This is a genomic window from Erwinia sp. E_sp_B01_1, from assembly GCF_036865545.1.
Classification (GTDB): Bacteria; Pseudomonadota; Gammaproteobacteria; order Enterobacterales; family Enterobacteriaceae; genus Erwinia.
Window position 1 is genome coordinate 2588280 of record NZ_CP142208.1, and the last position, 17142, is coordinate 2605421.

13 protein-coding genes, 1 pseudogene and 1 other annotated feature are annotated in these 17142 nt (G+C 52.8%); of the genes and pseudogenes, 9 read left to right on the forward strand and 5 right to left on the reverse strand.

The window, feature by feature from the left end; translation table 11 throughout:
- Positions 1 to 40: 40 nt before the first annotated feature.
- Positions 41 to 2755, reverse strand: a complete 2715-nt coding sequence (topA, locus tag VRC33_RS12250; protein WP_338556185.1) for a type I DNA topoisomerase — start codon at positions 2753 to 2755, stop codon at positions 41 to 43.
- Positions 2756 to 3153: 398 nt separating this feature from the next.
- Between topA and VRC33_RS12255 the strand changes: the two genes are divergently transcribed.
- The gene (locus VRC33_RS12255; protein WP_338556187.1) at positions 3154 to 3402 is read left to right on the forward strand and encodes a DUF2498 family protein; all 249 of its coding nucleotides are present in this window, start codon (positions 3154 to 3156) and stop codon (positions 3400 to 3402) included.
- Positions 3403 to 3428: 26 nt separating this feature from the next.
- Here VRC33_RS12255 and sohB read toward each other — a convergent pair whose 3' ends face one another.
- On the reverse strand, positions 3429 to 4478 hold the full coding sequence (gene sohB / locus VRC33_RS12260; RefSeq protein ID WP_338556189.1) for a protease SohB: 1050 nt from the start codon (positions 4476 to 4478) through the stop codon (positions 3429 to 3431).
- A 217-nt stretch (positions 4479 to 4695) separates the two neighbouring features.
- Between sohB and VRC33_RS12265 the strand changes: the two genes are divergently transcribed.
- Together VRC33_RS12265 and cobO are read left to right on the forward strand one after the other, a co-directional pair.
- Positions 4696 to 5457: a YciK family oxidoreductase gene (locus VRC33_RS12265; RefSeq protein WP_338556191.1), complete on the forward strand. Its 762-nt coding sequence runs from the start codon at positions 4696 to 4698 to the stop codon at positions 5455 to 5457.
- Positions 5457 to 6047, forward strand: a complete 591-nt coding sequence (gene cobO, locus VRC33_RS12270; RefSeq protein ID WP_338556195.1) for a cob(I)yrinic acid a,c-diamide adenosyltransferase — start codon at positions 5457 to 5459, stop codon at positions 6045 to 6047. The genes VRC33_RS12265 and cobO overlap by 1 nt, the downstream gene beginning before the upstream one ends.
- Positions 6048 to 6199: 152 nt before the next feature.
- On the opposite strand, the gene rluB is transcribed toward cobO, so the two are convergent.
- Entirely contained in the window at positions 6200 to 7081 is an 882-nt protein-coding gene (gene rluB, locus VRC33_RS12275) for a 23S rRNA pseudouridine(2605) synthase RluB (RefSeq protein WP_338556197.1), read from the reverse strand.
- Between the two features lie 909 nt (positions 7082 to 7990).
- Between rluB and VRC33_RS12280 the strand changes: the two genes are divergently transcribed.
- The gene (locus VRC33_RS12280) at positions 7991 to 8617 is read left to right on the forward strand and encodes a serine protease (protein WP_338556199.1); all 627 of its coding nucleotides are present in this window, start codon (positions 7991 to 7993) and stop codon (positions 8615 to 8617) included.
- A gap of 97 nt (positions 8618 to 8714) precedes the next feature.
- Here the strand turns inward: VRC33_RS12280 and VRC33_RS12285 are convergent, their stop codons facing one another.
- Together VRC33_RS12285 and VRC33_RS12290 are read right to left on the reverse strand one after the other, a co-directional pair.
- The gene (locus tag VRC33_RS12285; RefSeq protein ID WP_338564434.1) at positions 8715 to 9335 is read right to left on the reverse strand and encodes an L-threonylcarbamoyladenylate synthase; all 621 of its coding nucleotides are present in this window, start codon (positions 9333 to 9335) and stop codon (positions 8715 to 8717) included.
- A gap of 33 nt (positions 9336 to 9368) precedes the next feature.
- Positions 9369 to 10280 (reverse strand): PHP domain-containing protein, encoded by a 912-nt coding sequence (locus VRC33_RS12290; protein WP_338556201.1) that lies wholly within the window; start codon positions 10278 to 10280, stop codon positions 9369 to 9371.
- Between the two features lie 122 nt (positions 10281 to 10402).
- Positions 10403 to 10502, forward strand: a sequence feature (Trp leader region).
- Positions 10503 to 10526: 24 nt separating this feature from the next.
- On the opposite strand from VRC33_RS12290, the gene VRC33_RS12295 reads away from it, so the two are divergent.
- The 5 genes and pseudogenes from VRC33_RS12295 (at position 10527) to trpA (ending at position 17089) form a co-directional block, all read left to right on the forward strand.
- A complete protein-coding gene (locus tag VRC33_RS12295; protein ID WP_338556203.1) occupies positions 10527 to 12089 on the forward strand; it encodes an anthranilate synthase component 1 in 1563 nt (520 codons plus the stop codon).
- Positions 12089 to 13681 (forward strand): annotated as a pseudogene (trpD, locus tag VRC33_RS12300) (bifunctional anthranilate synthase glutamate amidotransferase component TrpG/anthranilate phosphoribosyltransferase TrpD). Before VRC33_RS12295 ends, trpD begins: the two are co-directional and overlap by 1 nt.
- Positions 13682 to 13683: 2 nt before the next feature.
- Positions 13684 to 15045 carry a bifunctional indole-3-glycerol-phosphate synthase TrpC/phosphoribosylanthranilate isomerase TrpF gene (gene trpCF, locus VRC33_RS12305; RefSeq protein WP_338556205.1) on the forward strand — a complete coding sequence of 454 codons (1362 nt, stop codon included), beginning with the start codon at positions 13684 to 13686 and terminating at the stop codon, positions 15043 to 15045.
- A 47-nt stretch (positions 15046 to 15092) separates the two neighbouring features.
- Complete coding sequence (gene trpB, locus VRC33_RS12310; RefSeq protein WP_338556207.1) at positions 15093 to 16283, forward strand: tryptophan synthase subunit beta; 1191 nt, start codon at positions 15093 to 15095, stop codon at positions 16281 to 16283.
- Entirely contained in the window at positions 16283 to 17089 is an 807-nt protein-coding gene (trpA, locus tag VRC33_RS12315; protein ID WP_338556209.1) for a tryptophan synthase subunit alpha, read from the forward strand. Before trpB ends, trpA begins: the two co-directional genes overlap by 1 nt.
- The last annotated feature ends 53 nt before the right edge of the window (positions 17090 to 17142 follow it).

Sequence of the window (17142 nt, forward strand, 5' to 3'; positions counted from 1 at the left end):
AGGCATTTAAGGAAGGGCCAGCGAACGCCGGCCCATCTGATTACTTTTTAGCGGCTTTCTCTGCAGCGGCTTTTTTTGCAGGTGCTTTAGCCTTAGTGGCTTTTGCAGTGGCAGCTTTACCAGCAGAAGCTTTAGTGGAAGTTGTTTTAGCCGTTGAGGCTTTGGTGGCAACTTCCCATTTCCCATCGACATAAAACGCTGACCAGCCTGTAGCCTTACCCTCTTTCTCGGTACTGACATACTGCTGTTTAGTTTTACGGCTGAAGCGGACAACCGCTTTGTTGCCCTCTTCATCACTGACGGGGGCATCGGCCAGATAGCTCAGTTTTTCCGGCAGACGATCGCGGAAGCGCTGAAGCTCTTCCACCAGCGGCGCACGGGTTTCCCTGGATTTAGGGAAAGTATTCGCCGCGAGGAAGACACCGGCGGCACCATCACGCAGTACAAAATAAGCGTCTGACTTTTCACAAGTCAGTTCAGGCAGCGGCACCGGATCTTCTTTCGGCGGAGCTACATCGCCATTGCGCAGGATCTTACGGGTGTTTTTACAGTCGTCATTGGTGCAGGCCATGTACTTACCAAAACGTCCCATTTTAAGGTGCATTTCAGAACCACACTTCTCGCACTCCACTATCGGGCCGTCATAGCCTTTGATGCGGAATTCACCCTGCTCAATTTCGTAACCGTCGCAACCGGGGTTATTACCGCAGACGTGCAGCTTGCGCTGGTTGTCGATCAGATAACTGTCCATAGCCGTGCCGCACTTCTGGCAGCGGCGACGGGCACGAAGGGCGTTAGTTTCAGCATCTTCCCCTTCCAGAATATTCAGTACTTCATTTTCTGGGATCAGGTTAATGGTCTGTTTGCAGCGCTCTTTCGGCGGTAAAGCGTAGCCGGAGCAGCCCAGGAACACGCCAGTGCTCGCCGTGCGGATCCCCATTTTACGGCCACAGGTCGGGCAGTCGATGGAGGTAAGGATCATCTGGTTGGGCTGCATTCCGCCCTCTTCCGGATCTTTATCCGCTATCTCCAGCTGCTGGCTGAAATCGGCAAAGAACTGGTCCAGCACGCCTTTCCACTGCGCTTCGTTGTTGGCAACCTTATCGAGGTTGTCTTCCATATGCGCAGTAAAATCGTAATTCATCAACTCGCGGAAGTTTTCTTCCAGACGATCGGTAACGATTTCACCCATTTTCTCCGCATAGAAACGACGGCTCTCAACACGAACATAGCCGCGATCCTGAATGGTTGAGATGATTGAAGCATAGGTGGAAGGACGACCAATACCGCGTTTTTCCAGCTCACGTACCAGCGAGGCTTCACTGAAGCGTGCCGGTGGTTTGGTAAAGTGCTGGCTTGGTTTCAACTGTTGCAGGCTGAGCTCTTCGCCCACTTCTACCGGCGGCAAGGTACGATCTTCATCACCTTTGCGCAGTGCCGGCATGACCTTAGTCCAGCCATCAAAGCGCAGTGTGCGGCCTTTTGCTTTGAGTTTGAACTCCCCTGCCGCTACGGTCAGCGTGGTGGAGTCATACTGGGCTGGCATCATCTGACAGGCAACAAACTGACGCCAGATCAGCTGATAAAGCTTCTGCGCATCGGCTTCCATATCTTTCAGTTGTTCAGCTACTACAGCCACATCAGAAGGACGGATGGCTTCGTGCGCTTCCTGAGAATTATCTTTGCTGGTATAGACGTTCGCCGCTTTCGGCAGATATTTACTGCCAAACTCATCTTCAATATAGCCGCGCACCATGCTGACCGCATCCTGACTCAGATTGGTCGAATCGGTACGCATATAAGTGATATGACCGGCTTCATACAGACGCTGCGCCATCATCATGGTTTTCTTCACGCCGTAGCCCAGACGAGTACTGGCCGCCTGCTGCAGGGTGGAGGTGATGTAAGGCGCGCCAGGCTTGCTGCTGGTTGGCTTGTCTTCACGATCGGCCACCACATAACGGGCTTTTTCCAGCAGGCTGACAGCGGCATGAGTCTGATCGCCGTTAACCGGACGGAATGGCTTGTCATGCTGATGCGTCACTTCCATCGGCAGGCCAGTGCCTTTCGGTGTATTCAGATCGGCATGCAGTTCCCAGTACTCTTCTGGCACGAACGCTTTAATTTCGCGCTCACGCTCAACCACCAGACGCACGGCCACTGACTGCACGCGCCCTGCTGAGAGACCACGGGCAATTTTTTTCCACAGCAGCGGGGAGACCATATAGCCTACCACGCGGTCCATGAAGCGACGGGCCTGCTGTGCATTTACCCGATCGATATTCAGTTCGCCCGGCTTTTCAAAAGCCTGACGAATCGCATTTTTTGTGATTTCGTTAAAGACTACGCGGCTGAAGCGCGAATCATCACCACCGATAACTTCCCGCAGGTGCCAGGCAATGGCTTCCCCTTCGCGGTCGAGATCCGTTGCGAGATAGATATGGTCAGCATTTTCTGCCAGGGCTTTCAGCTCTGCCACCACTTTTTCTTTGCCCGGCAGAATCTGGTAATTCGCTTCCCATCCATGAAAAGGATCGACGCCCATACGGTTGACTAACGCCGTTTTTTCGTCCTTTTTCACTTTTTTGGCTGGTTTACTGGTTGTAGAGTCAGCGCTCTTTTTAACTGTTGATCCACTGGTCGGCAAATCACGGATATGGCCGACGCTGGACTTAACCACGTAGTCATTTCCGAGATATTTATTGATTGTTTTGGCTTTTGCCGGGGACTCAACTATTACGAGAGCTTTTCCCATATTTACCTTTACCTGATTAAAACATCCGAGAGTAAATTGTGCCGTTTGCCGGGGCAAGCGCGTCGCTACCACCGGGGAAGAAGTTTTCAACCCGGTGATTTTCTGCCCTGTTGGCTTCCCTTGCTCTGGGATCCAACCTGCTGATTAACGACACCTTTTACAACCTGTTCTGTGCATTTCAAACATTGCGTAAAGCTAGTTTTACGCCCGGAACCCGAAACGCCCACACTGTACCTGATAAAATCTGATACGCAACTTAATTAGCATCTGCGCAGGGTTTACGCCAGAAAGTACGGCAAAAAGAGTTACCTGGCGCATGCCTGCACAAAGAATGTGGTTTTGTCATGTGCGGACGTAATATACTCTTTTTTCCACGCGTACTATAAAGGAGGGAAAACGTGAATCAGACCCAGACTATAAATCGTGACAGCCTTTTAAGCATCGCCAACGAGATGTTGGTCAGCCACAAGGACTACTTCGTGGGAGTGAAAGCCACGGATGTTGAACAAAAAGGGGACGTTTTGATTTTCAGGGGGGATTATTTTCTGGACCAACAAGGTTTACCGGGTGAGAAAAGTAGGGTGGTTTTTAACCTTTTCAAATTTCTCGCCGTCGAACTCTCCCCTCGTTATCAGCTGGATAAGTAGCGCCCGTTAACCGGGCGCAAAAGAGATCACAACAGCGGCTTTTCGCCACGCTGCCAGAGACGCAGCAGCAAAGCTTCTGCGCTGCCTGCCGCGCTCTGTGTGAAGCGGTCCATCATCTTTTTGCGGCGGCTGTACTTCACGGCGATCACTTCATGGCTGACCATCTGATCGATGATTAAATCATCGCTGGTACCCACAGCATCAATCAGTCCGTTCTCCAGTGCCTGGGTGCCAAACCAGTGTTCGCCAGTCGCCACTTTGTCGATGTCCAGCGTCGGACGCATCTGATGGACGAACTGTTTGAATAACAGGTGAGTTTCATTCAGGTCTTGCTGGAATTTTTCCCGTCCCTGTTCGGTGTTTTCACCAAACAACGTCAGGGTGCGTTTGTATTCGCCGGCGGTGTGCAATTCGACGTCGATTTCATTACGCTTCAGCAGGCGGTTAAAGTTTGGGATCTGCGCAACCACACCAATAGAGCCAACGATCGAAAACGGGGCTGCCACAATACGGTCGGCCACACAGGCCATCATATAGCCACCGCTGGCTGCCACTTTGTCGACGGCTACCGTCAGGCGGATGCCTTTATCCCGCAGGCGCTGCAATTGTGATGAGGCCAGGCCATAACCGTGAACCACTCCGCCAGGGCTTTCAAGGCGCAGTAAAACCTGATCTTCAGGCTTAGCCACGGCCATCACTGCGGAAATTTCCTCGCGCAGCGAGCTGACTTCGTGTGCATCCATGCTGCCTTTAAAATCCAGCACGAACAGCGTTGGCTTACCCGTAGAATTAGTCAGGCCCTGCTTCGCCCGCTGCTTAGCGGTTTTGGCCTCCAGCTTCTCTTTCTTCTTTTTCTCTTTGTGCCACAGTTTTTGATCCTGATGCTTCATTTTGGCCAGCATCATCTCATCTTTCATCTCCTGATAATTATCACCGAGATGCGTCAGCTTCAACTGACCGTTCTGGACGCGTTTTCGCATTGCCAGATTAGTGATCAGCACCGCAATCACGGCAATGGCAATCACAACGGTGACCACTTTGGCCAGAAAAAGCCCATAATAAGAGAGTAATTCCACTCATTCCGCCTTATTTAACATCGAATTAGAACAGCAGCTATTGTAACCGAGTCGCTGGCTGGCGTCGCCCGAATCCCGCCTCCTGCGCACGGTTTTACCTTTACTGAACGTTGAACTGCTCTCTGTTTTAGGGCATAAAGCACATTATTGATTGCGGGCAAAGGCTTACGGCACCGCATGCCGTAACCAAACCCCCACAGCGCCAGAGGACATCAACATGTACTATCAACCTAAAGACAATTTGCTCAACGATCGAATCATCCTTGTAACGGGTGCCAGCGACGGTATTGGCCGCGAGGCCGCACTCACCTATGCCCGCTATGGTGCACAGGTTCTGTTACTGGGGCGAAGTGCGCAAAAGCTTCAGGCCGTGGCTGATGAAATCGCCGCTACCGGTAAAGAGTCCCCGCGCTGGTTTATTCTGGATTTAGAGCAGGCCACCCCTGAACGCTGCAGGCAATTAGCTGAAGAGGTATCTCAACAGGTTTCTCGCCTTGATGGCGTACTGCACAATGCCGGATTACTGGGCGATATCGCCACCATGGATCATCAGGATCCCACCGTGTGGCAACAGGTAATGCGGGTGAATATAGACGCCACCTTCTTTCTGACCCAGGCCCTGCTCCCCCTGCTGCTCAAATCACATTCGGGATCGCTGGTCTTCACCACCTCCAGCGTAGGTCGTCAGGGGCGTGCGGGCTGGGGAGCCTATTCTGTTTCCAAGTTTGCTACTGAAGGCATGATGCAGGTCCTGGCCGATGAATATGACAGCAAGCATCTGCGGGTGAACTGCATCAATCCTGGCGGAACCCGAACCAAAATGCGTGCCAGTGCTTTTCCTGATGAAGATGCCAATAAATTAAAAACCCCGGCGGAAATCATGCCCCTGTACCTTTATCTGATGGGCGATGACAGCAAACGTAAAACCGGCACCAGCTTTGATGCCCAGCCCGGACGTAAACCGGGAGCGGCAGAATAATGGCCGGGGAGAGGCACCAGCAGCGTCAGCAAAAACTCAAGGAGAAGGTGGATGCCCGTATTGCCTCAGCTACTGAGCTTCGCGGCATCATGATGGTTTTTACCGGAAACGGTAAAGGTAAGACCACGGCAGCCTTCGGCACCGCCTCCCGTGCCGTAGGCCATAAGAAACGAGTGGGTGTGATCCAATTTATCAAAGGCGAATGGTTAAACGGCGAACGAAATCTTCTGGAACCGCACGGCGTGGAGTTTCAGGTGATGGCTACCGGGTTTACCTGGGATACGCAGAACCGTGAAACCGATACGGAAGCCTGCCTTCAGGTATGGCAGCACGGCAAACGGATGCTACAGGATGAGACGCTGGATTTGGTGGTGCTGGATGAGCTGACTTATATGATCAGTTTTGATTATCTTCCGCTTGAAGAGGTGGTCGAAGCTTTTAAAAACCGGCCTTCCCATCAAAGTGTGATCGTTACTGGCCGCGGTTGTCACCGCGATCTGCTTGAAATGGCAGATACAGTTACCGAGATGCGCCCGGTGAAGCACGCTTTTGATGCCGGAATACAGGCCCAGCAAGGCATAGACTGGTAATTGTTGCCGCTGCGGCAAATAAAAACCCCCTGCGGCAGAGCCTCAGGGGGTTTTTTAACAGGTTTTATCAGCCACGTTAGCGGGCAGACAACCCTTTCACTGGCTGTCAGCCCGCTTACTGCTGCCAACCTCTCGCAGGCTAATCATGCCGCCTATCGTTCACGCTTGACGGCAGGACGGCGATTGCCGCTGGCTTTGGAATGCGTGGAGTGACGCTTAACAGCACGACGAATCTGATTCGCCTTCGTGCGGCGGCGATCTTTCTCCACCGCCACTTTACTGGTGGTTTCTGGCGGCAGGCCGACCAGTTCACGCAGATAGTTGGTCGGCGCTAATTCCAGTTCTGTCCAGCCACCACGAGGCAGCCCTTTGGGCAGGTTGATATCACCGTAACGGGTACGGATCAGACGGCTAACCTGCACACCCACGGACTCCCACAGGCGGCGGACTTCGCGGTTACGCCCTTCTGTCAGCGTCACTGTGTACCACTGGTTAATGCCTTCACCGCCGGTAAACTTCAGCGTTTTAAAGGAGGCAGGACCATCTTCCAGCTGAACACCACGGCTCAGCTTTTTGATCTTGTCGTCATCAATCTCGCCAAATACGCGTACGGCGTATTCACGTTCCACTTCACGGCTTGGATGCATCAGACGGTTTGCCAGTTCACCGTCGGTGGTGAACAGCAGCAGACCGCAGGTATTCACGTCCAGACGGCCTACGGCAATCCAGCGTGCTCCACGCAATTTCGGTAAACGGTCGAAGACGGTAGGACGACCTTCCGGATCGTTTCGCGTACAAAGTTCACCTTCCGGCTTGTAATACGCCAGAACGCGACAAACTTCTTCGTTGGATTCGGCTACTGAAACCAGGTGGCCGTCAATGCGGATCTTGATGGATGCGCTGGGTTCCACGCGGTCACCCAGCGTGGCCAGCTTACCGTCCACGCTGACGCGTCCGGCAGAAATTTTGGTTTCAATTTCGCGGCGGGAACCGTGCCCTGCGCGTGCTAAGACTTTCTGTAATTTTTCGCTCATGGCGCTACCTCTGTGTCGCCTTCCCAGGCGTCATGCTAAACAAGTATCCCTGTGCATCAGCCGAATCTGGTGTGTCGCGACCTGCGCGATGCACACTGCCGGATCTCTGCCTTTTCAGGGGAAGCGCATTCTACACTAAGTTGTTATTTTATGATAACGCTATGCACATCTCATTTAGGGGCACTCTGTGCACGGATGACGCTGCCTTATACAAGCAGGCTGACTGAAGTTGTGGAGAGGATTTTTTAGCGCCACAGGCGATTGAAAGCATTTGCCATTCTTTACAGCAAAAATGAAACAATGGGGTATCACGCTAATGATTTCTGGGGAAAAATTCACATTCGTTACCGACTTGTTAAAAATTTTGGGATGAGCCGGACGGATAATTGGGAGGGTGCTTTACACCTTAAGAAGCGCACTGGTACTGGCTGTGGCAGGAAATAAAGCCTGATATCGCTAACTGTAGTTCTCCGCACCACACTTAATTTCACCGATAGATATTAACACTGCACTTTAGGATAATAACAGAGCTTTATACTGATTTAATAAAAATCTGCTTATAGTAAACTGAACTTAACGGCAAATATTCAGGCCTTTCAAATAGCAGATTGAGTTAATTCTGGATCTTCACTGTTTTTATCCCTGAAGGCATTTATTATATTTGCTCCGCTAATAAGTTTGTGTAGAATTCACCCAGGTCATAAATGGCCAGAAAAATAAGATTTAATAATAAATATTATAATTTAGTTTAAGTACAAAAAAATAATCATCTGAAGCACTTTTAAATCATTACTAAAAAAGACGGGCCAGACTCGTCAACAATATACGCTGACCTGTGTCAGCATCGGCCTTACACGTCATCAATCTTCACCAGGGATTTACTGACGTGTCCGACAAAGTGTAGCGATCATGAAAAAAATAATGACGATCCCGGCATTAGCTCTGCTATTGCTAACCGGCTGCTCTGTGGGAAAATACCAGTACAGCAGCGAAGCCATGAACCGTGTCGATATGAATTTTACCGGCATCCCTACCATTCTTGGCGTCGGAGCGCTGGGCACCAGCATCCCAATCACGCCCGAATACAGCCTGACAGCAGCGCACGTTGCTAAACTTTCTGTGCAGCGAGTCAAAGCGTATCACCCCTACTGCGACCTCGCGATTATCTACCATAAAAACGAACTCAAAAGTCTGCCAAAATTTCGTAGCGGTGATATAGGTGAGACGGTCAAAATGTATGGTTACAGTTTTATTACTGCCATGCCTGTTGAGTCCTCAGGTGTTAATCTTGCGCTGACAGGCATCCGCAATGAGTGGAATAAACGCCCCTGCGTCGCTATGGTTTCAAATGCAGGCGTGGTGAAAGGCATGTCCGGTGGCGCAGTTTATAATCACGATGACACTATCGGTGGGGTAATTGTTGGTTATACCAAAGAGATTAAACGCCACAAGAATACAACAGTGCCGCTTAAGAATGTTTCCCTGTATATTCCTTATAAAGATTTCCAGGAGTGGCTGCTTAAATCAACGACATAACGCAAATAAACTGCGTCGCCCTACAAAAAATTAAGGTAAATGCCTCTTATTATTTATTAGCCCGCCAGTGATAATACGCCTGGCGGGCCGCTAATTATTATAAGAAGGGCTGAATATCGCCAACGCCCTCACGCACGACTTCAGGTGAGTTATCGGTGAGATCGATTACCGTCGTAGGCTGCTGCCCCAGATAGCCTCCATGAATGATCAAATCAACCGTTTTGCCCAGGCTGTCCTGAATTGCCTCAGGATCGGATTCTGTAAAGTCATTGCCTGGCAACATCAGTGAAGTAGACATCATAGGTTCATTCAGCGCCTCCAGCAGAGCCAGGGCGATTGGGTTTGAAGGCACCCTGAGTCCAATCGTTTTCCGCTTGTCGTTCATCAACCGGCGTGGCACTTCTTTGGTCGCTTTCAGGATAAAAGTGTAGTTACCGGGCGTGTTGTTTTTGATTAACCGAAACGCCGTGTTGTCCACATGTGCATAGGTTGACAGCTCAGAGAGATCGCGGCAGACCAGCGTGAAATTATGATTTCCATCCAGCTTTCTGATCCTGCAGATACGCTCCATCGCATTTTTATCTTCCAGCTTACAGCCCAGCGCGTACCCAGAATCCGTAGGGTAGACAATGACACTTCCCTTGTTAAGCAGTTCCACAGCCTGTTTGATCAGCCTTGGCTGCGGGTTTTCCGGGTGAATATAGAAAAATTGACTCATAAAAAACCTCTTATCTGCCGCACCCGCAGCAGATCACGCGGGTGCAATTTCAGGAAAGCGTAGCCATACCGCCTCTACGCCTCCCGGAAGCCATAATTTTTTTCCCAGCTCGATCCACGGGCAGGGTTGATGGAAATCAGACCCTTGTGAAGCGGCCAGCTGATAATCCTGAGCATAGCGTGCCAGTTGAGTGCGTTCGTTGGGCGCCTGCTGACACTGCGCCACTTCCATTGCATCACCGCCCTGCTCACTGAAATACGCTATCAGACGTTTCAGCCATTTAGCTGACAGGCCGTAACGACCAGGATGGGCCAGCACCGTACGGCCACCAGAATGATGAATAGCATCAACAGCTTGTTTAATTGTACACCACTGTGGCGGAGCGTAGCCTGTTTTGCCTCTGGCCAGATAATTTTTGAATACCTGGGCCATATTGTCAGCCTTGCCCTGAGCGATCAGAAACCGGGCAAAGTGTCCGCGGGTAATAGCTCCGCCTTCTGCCAGCGCAAGCGCACCCGCAAGAGCATCCGGGATATGGGCTTTTTCCAGCCGTTCGGCTATCAACCTGGCCCTGTCCATACGGCGGTCGCTTTGTTCCTGCAAAAATGCAGTCAGCACCGGATGTTTTTCATCCACTCCCAGCCCGACAATATGAATTTCATGATTTTCCCACAGTGTGGAAACCTCCACCCCGGCCATCAGCTTCAGCGGTAGCTGATGCTTTGCTATCGCCTCGCGGGCAGCCTGAATACCGCCAATGCTGTCGTGATCGGTAATAGCCAGCACACCAACACGATGCTCTACGGCACGCAGTACCAGCTCTTCCGGCGTGAGAAGGCCATCCGACGCGCGGGTGTGGCTGTGCAAATCGTAGATGGGATAAGGGTTCAGCGGGGTTGGATCTGTCAAAACTGCTCCGTCATTGGCGGATAAATGTCGCAGCATGATAACCAGAATTCCCGACGCGGGGAAAAAGAGTATTGACTTTTTTGCCATGAACCCGTTAACTAGTACGCAAGTTCACATGCAAGGGTATCGGAATCATGACTATGACACATACGATGATGACTGGTTGGTGGCGCACTTCACCCTGAATGGGCGAAGGAGTCATGCACGCAACCAGACGTTGTGCAGATACCCAGGCCCGCCGAAAGCGGGCTTTTTTTTAGCAAAATTCAGAGAACTGATTTCATGCAAAATGCCAAACCTGGAGTGAAGTTAATCACCGGCAGCGCACCCTACCGCGAGGATCCGGCCGCCGTGTTCCATCAATTGTGCGGCGCCCGCCCGGCGACACTGCTGCTGGAATCTGCCGACATCGACAGCAAACGCAATCTGAAAAGCCTGCTGATCGTAGACAGCGCCCTGCGCATCAAAGCGCTGGGTAATAGTGTTACCGTGCAGGCGCTGTCCGAAAATGGCCGCGCAATTCTCCCACTGCTTGATGCGGCACTGCCTGAATCAGTCATCAGTACCCTGCGCCCGGATGGCCGTGAACTGACTTTCCCGGAAAATACCCAGGTCCAGGATGAGGATTCACGGCTGAAAGCGACCTCGGTCTTCGATGCCCTGCGGCTGATCCCACAGCTGGTAAACAGTCCGGAAGACGAGCGTGAGGCCGTGCTGCTTGGCGGTCTGTTTGCTTATGACCTTGTGGCCGGTTTTGAGGATCTGCCAGAACTGGATAACCAACAGCGCTGCCCTGATTACTGCTTTTATCTGGCCGAGACGCTACTGGTTATCGATCATCAGAGCCAGACTGCACGCCTGCAGGCCAGCCTGTTTACGCCAGCCTCCTCGGAGTTTCTGCGTCTGCAAAGCCGCATAGAGCAGTTACACGCGCAGATGCTGCAACCAGCGCAGCCGCTTCCCGTGCAGCCGGTTGAGAAGATGGCCCTCAGCGTTAACCAGAGTGATGAAGAGTATTGCGCCGTGGTTCGCCAGATGCAGGAAGCTATCCGCATTGGCGAAATTTTCCAGGTAGTGCCTTCCCGCCGGTTCTCGCTGCCCTGCCCCTCACCGCTGGCGGCCTATGACACGCTGAAGAACAGCAACCCAAGCCCTTATATGTTCTTTATGCAGGATCAGGATTTCAGCCTGTTCGGCGCTTCACCAGAAAGCTCGCTGAAATATGATGCCACCAGCCGCCAGATTGAAATCTATCCGATAGCCGGAACACGTCCTCGTGGTCGTCACGCGGATGGCTCACTGGACCGCGATCTGGACAGCCGTATTGAGCTGGAAATGCGTACTGACCATAAGGAGCTGGCCGAACATCTGATGCTGGTTGACCTGGCCCGTAACGATCTGGCACGAATTTGTGAACCAGGCAGCCGCTACGTGGCAGACCTGACTAAAGTGGACCGTTACTCCTTTGTGATGCACCTGGTCTCCCGCGTGGTGGGAACCCTGCGCAAAGATCTGGACGTGCTGCACGCCTATAGCGCCTGTATGAATATGGGCACCCTGAGTGGTGCCCCTAAAGTCCGTGCAATGCAGCTGATTGCCCGCGCAGAAGGCACGCGTCGTGGCAGCTACGGTGGCGCAGTAGGTTACTTCACTGCCAGCGGCGACCTTGATACCTGCATCGTTATTCGTTCGGCTTATGTTGAAGACGGCGTGGCCACGGTTCAGGCCGGTGCCGGTGTGGTGCTGGACTCTGTTCCTCAGGCAGAAGCCGATGAAAGCCGCAATAAAGCCCGTGCCGTGCTACGTGCCATCGCTACCGCTCATCACTGCAAGGAGATTTTCTGATGGCCGATATTCTGCTGCTCGACAATATTGACTCCTTTACTTACAACCTCGTCGACCAGTTACGTGCCTTTGGTCATAACGTGGTGATTTACCGTAACAGCGTACCGGCTGAGACGCTGATCGAGCGTTTACAGTCGATGCAGGATCCGGTGCTGATGTTGTCACCTGGTCCGGGCGCACCTGCTGAAGCAGGCTGTATGCCTGAGCTTCTGAGCCGCCTGCGCGGACATTTGCCCATCATCGGTATCTGCCTGGGACATCAGGCGATTGTGGAAGCTTACGGTGGACACGTAGGCCAGGCGGGAGAAATTCTTCACGGTAAGGCCTCGGCCATTAGCCATGATGATCATGGCATGTTTGAGGGTCTGACGAATCCCCTTCCGGTAGCCCGCTATCACTCACTGGTAGGCAGTAACGTGCCCGAAGAATTGACGGTGAACGCCACCTTTAATGGCATGGTGATGGCAGTGCGCCACGATAAGGATCGGGTTTGTGGATTCCAGTTCCATCCGGAATCCATTCTGACGACTCAGGGCGCAACCCTGCTCGAACAAACCCTGGCCTGGGCGCTGGCATAAAACATGGAGACTTCGATGAACGCTATTCTGGAAAAGCTTTATCAGGCGAAAACGCTGACGCAGGCCGAGAGCCACCAGCTCTTTTCCGCCATCATCACCGGTCAGCTTGAGCCGACTCAGCTGGCTGCTGCCCTGATTGCCATGAAAGTACGCGGCGAACGCCCGGAAGAGATCGCCGGAGCAGCTACCGCGCTGCTGGAAGATGCCAAACCTTTCCCGCGCCCCGACTATGCCTTTGCTGATATTGTCGGTACCGGCGGCGACGGCAGTAACAGCATCAATATTTCCACCGCCAGCGCCTTTGTAGCGGCAGCCTGCGGGCTGAAAGTGGCAAAACACGGTAACCGTAGCGTTTCAAGCAAGTCCGGTTCTTCCGATCTGCTGGCCGCCTTTGGGATTAGCCTGGACCTGCCGGCTGAACAGGCCCGTCAGGCGCTGGATGAACTCAACGTTTGCTTCCTGTTTGCCCCGCAATATCACACCGGTTTTCGTCATGCGATGCCAGTGCGTCAGCAGCTTAAAACCAGAACGTTGTTTAACGTACTTGGCCCGCTGATCAACCCAGCCCGCCCGCCGCTGGCGGTGATTGGCGTCTACAGCCCTGAACTGGTGCTGCCCATCGCCCAGACGCTGAAAGTGTTAGGCTACCAGCGTGCAGCCGTGGTTCATGGCGGCGGCATGGATGAAGTGGCTCTGCACAGCGCCACGCACGTTGCGGAGCTGCGCGAAGGCGAGATCACCAGCTACCAGCTTACGCCAGAGGACTTCGGTCTCAGCGCTCATCCGCAGGAAGCGCTGGCAGGCGGGACGCCGGAAGAAAACCGTGACATTCTGACGCGATTGCTCCAGGGTAAAGGCGAACTCGCCCACGAAGAAGCGGTGGCCGCCAACGTCGCCCTGCTGTTGAAGATTTTTGGACAGGAAGATTTACGTAAAAACGCTGAATTCGCGTTGCGTACCATTCGCAGTGGTCAGGCTTACGAGCGCGTTGTCGCCCTGGCAGCAAGAGGATAATCATGCAGGAAACCGTACTGAACAAAATTGTGCAGGATAAGGCCGTCTGGCTGGCAGAACGTCAGCAGCAGCAGCCGCTCTCCTCCTTTGAGAAAGAGATTAAACCGTCCACCCGTGGCTTTTACGATGCGCTACAGGGTGCCAGGACCGTCTTTATCCTCGAATGTAAAAAAGCCTCACCGTCAAAAGGGCTGATCCGCGAAGATTTTGATCCAGCCACCATTGCCGGCATCTATAAGCATTACGCTTCAGCAATCTCGGTGCTGACTGACGAAAAATATTTTCAGGGAAGCTTTGATTTCCTGCCTGTTGTCAGCGCAGCCATTACTCAGCCGGTGTTGTGTAAAGACTTCATGATTGACCCGTATCAGGTTTACCTGGCGCGTTTCTATCAGGCCGATGCGATTCTGCTGATGCTTTCAGTCCTGAACGATGAACAATATCGTCAACTGGCCGCGGTGGCTCACAGCCTGAATATGGGCGTACTGACCGAAGTGATCAGCGATGAAGAGCTGGAGCGTGCCACCGCTTTAGGGGCAAAAGTCATTGGGATTAATAACCGGGACCTGCGCGATTTATCGATCGACCTGGATCGCACGCGTCGTCTGGCCCCTAAAGTGGCCCACGGCGTTACGGTGATCAGCGAATCCGGTATCAATCGTTATTCTCAGGTACGTGAACTCAGTCATTTTGCTAACGGCTTCCTGATTGGCTCAGCATTAATGTCAGAGGACGATTTGTCCGCCGCAGTTCGCCGGGTCATTCTGGGAGATAACAAAGTGTGCGGGCTGACCCGTGCTGAAGATGCCCGCAGCGCACATGAGGCCGGAGCCATTTATGGCGGCCTGATTTTCGCTGAAGGTTCACCCCGCAAAATAGATATTGAGAAAGCCCGACAGGTAATGTCCGGTGCTCCGCTGAAATACGTCGGCGTGTTCCGTAATAACAGCATTAGTGACATTGTCACTAATGTCGGTGAGTTATCCCTCCGCGCTGTGCAGCTACATGGTGATGAAGATCAGGCTTTTGTCTCTGCGCTGCGCGCGGAACTGCCTGAAGCGGTACAAATCTGGAAAGCTTTCAGCATCAAAGAAGCTTTGCCGACCCGGGACTGGCAGCATGTAGATCGCTATGTGTTTGACAACGGCAAGGGTGGCAGCGGCAGCCGTTTTGACTGGTCACTGCTCGACGGACAGGCGCTGGATAACGTGCTGTTGGCCGGTGGACTGGGCGCAGATAACTGTGTGGCCGCGGCGCAACTTGGCTGTGCTGGCCTGGATTTCAACTCCGGCGTTGAAAGTGAACCCGGAATTAAAGATGCTTCGAAGATTGCCTCAGTGTTTAACACTCTGAAGGCGTACTGACCGTGGGGGCGGCTTCGGCAGCCCCGGATTGCGAAAAGAGAATCGACATGACCTTATTAAATCCCTATTTCGGCGAGTTTGGTGGCATGTATGTGCCACAAATCCTGATGCCTGCGCTGCGCCAGCTGGAAGAAGCCTTTGTCAGTGCCCAGCGCGATCCAGAATTTCAGGCCGAATTCACTGACCTGTTAAAAAACTATGCAGGCCGGCCAACGGCGCTGACGCTGTGTAAAAACCTCACGGCAGGCACCAAAACACGTCTTTATCTGAAGCGCGAAGATCTGCTGCACGGCGGCGCGCATAAAACCAACCAGGTGCTGGGTCAGGCTTTGCTGGCTAAGCGCATGGGCAAAACCGAAATTATCGCTGAGACTGGCGCAGGTCAGCATGGCGTGGCTTCGGCTCTGGCCAGCGCCCTGCTGGGCCTGAAATGCCGCATTTATATGGGCGCGAAAGATATTGAACGCCAGTCACCTAACGTGTTCAGAATGCGTCTGATGGGCGCGGAAGTGATCCCGGTCCACAGTGGTTCTGCCACGCTGAAAGATGCCTGTAACGAAGCCCTGCGCGACTGGTCAGGTAGCTATGATACCGCGCACTATATGCTGGGTACGGCTGCTGGCCCCCATCCTTTCCCGACTATCGTGCGTGAATTCCAGCGCATGATTGGGGAAGAGACCAAAGCGCAAATCCTCGAAAGAGAAGGACGTTTGCCGGATGCCGTTCTGGCCTGCGTGGGTGGCGGTTCTAACGCCATCGGCATGTTTGCTGATTTCATTGATGATGAGTCGGTGGGCCTGATCGGCGTAGAGCCAGCGGGCCACGGTATTGAAACCGGCGAGCATGGCGCGCCGCTGAAGCACGGCCGTGTAGGGATCTACTTCGGCATGAAATCGCCAATGATGCAGACTGAAGATGGACAGATTGAAGAGTCTTATTCTATTTCAGCCGGTCTGGACTTCCCTTCAGTAGGGCCGCAGCATGCTTATCTGAACAGCATCGGTCGCGCTGAATACGTTTCTGTTACCGATGATGAAGCGCTTGAAGCCTTTAAAATATTGTGCCGTAGCGAAGGGATTATTCCGGCGCTGGAATCTTCACACGCGCTGGCCCATGCGTTGAAAATGATGCACGAGGCTCCGGAAAAAGAGCAGCTTCTGGTGGTCAACCTTTCCGGGCGCGGTGATAAAGATATTTTCACCGTTCACGATATCCTGACAGCTAAGGGAGAAATTTAATGGAGCGTTATGACCAGCTTTTTAAACGTCTTGATGCCGCAAAAGAAGGGGCTTTCGTTCCTTTCGTGACGCTGGGCGATCCAACACCAGAGCTTTCCCTGCAAATCATCGATGCGCTGATTGAAGGTGGAGCCGATGCTCTTGAGCTGGGGATCCCCTTCTCTGATCCACTTGCAGATGGCCCTACCATTCAGAACGCCGCCCTGCGTGCTTTCGCAGCAGGAGTGACACCGTCACAATGTTTTGAAATTATCAAAGCCGTGCGTCAGAAGCACCCGGAAATTCCAATTGGCTTGCTGATGTATGCAAACCTGGTCTTCTCCAACGGCATCGATAACTTTTATGCACGCTGTCAGGAAGCGGGTGTCGATTCGGTACTGGTTGCTGACGTACCCGTTGAAGAGTCCGCCCCTTTCCGTCAGTCCGCACTTCGTCACAACGTTGCGCCGATCTTTATCTGCCCGCCTAATGCGGATGACGATTTATTACGTGAGATTGCCTCACATGGCCGGGGTTATACCTATCTGGTCTCCCGCGCTGGCGTAACCGGCGCGGAAAATCGTGGCGTCAGCCACTCTCTGCTGCATCTGGTGGAGAAACTGCGCGAGTATCACGCTGCACCGCCGGTACAGGGATTTGGGATTTCTGAACCTGAACAGGTAAAAGAAGCACTGAAAGCCGGTGCTGCCGGAGCCATTTCCGGGTCAGCTGTTGTCAAAATCATCGAGCAAAACCACGCAAATCCGCCGGTGATGCTGGCTGAACTCAAAGCCTTTGTCAGCAAGCTGAAAGCGGCGACGCGTTAATTTGGCTTAAATGCCTTTCCCGCCTGGGTAAGGCATTATTTTTTCACTCTTTA

Bases quoted from the DNA above. Each gene is read 5' to 3' on its own strand.
- topA (WP_338556185.1), bottom strand. From the start codon at position 2,755: ATGGGAAAAGCTCTCGTAATAGTTGAGTCCCCGGCAAAAGCCAAAACA.
- VRC33_RS12285 (WP_338564434.1), bottom strand. From the start codon at position 9,335: ATGAGTCAATTTTTCTATATTCACCCGGAAAACCCGCAGCCAAGGCTG.
- VRC33_RS12280 (WP_338556199.1), top strand. From the start codon at position 7,991: ATGAAAAAAATAATGACGATCCCGGCATTAGCTCTGCTATTGCTAACC.
- trpB (WP_338556207.1), top strand. From the start codon at position 15,093: ATGACCTTATTAAATCCCTATTTCGGCGAGTTTGGTGGCATGTATGTG.
- VRC33_RS12290 (WP_338556201.1), bottom strand. From the start codon at position 10,280: ATGCTGCGACATTTATCCGCCAATGACGGAGCAGTTTTGACAGATCCA.
- cobO (WP_338556195.1), top strand. From the start codon at position 5,457: ATGGCCGGGGAGAGGCACCAGCAGCGTCAGCAAAAACTCAAGGAGAAG.
- trpA (WP_338556209.1), top strand. From the start codon at position 16,283: ATGGAGCGTTATGACCAGCTTTTTAAACGTCTTGATGCCGCAAAAGAA.
- trpCF (WP_338556205.1), top strand. From the start codon at position 13,684: ATGCAGGAAACCGTACTGAACAAAATTGTGCAGGATAAGGCCGTCTGG.
- VRC33_RS12265 (WP_338556191.1), top strand. From the start codon at position 4,696: ATGTACTATCAACCTAAAGACAATTTGCTCAACGATCGAATCATCCTT.
- VRC33_RS12295 (WP_338556203.1), top strand. From the start codon at position 10,527: ATGCAAAATGCCAAACCTGGAGTGAAGTTAATCACCGGCAGCGCACCC.
- rluB (WP_338556197.1), bottom strand. From the start codon at position 7,081: ATGAGCGAAAAATTACAGAAAGTCTTAGCACGCGCAGGGCACGGTTCC.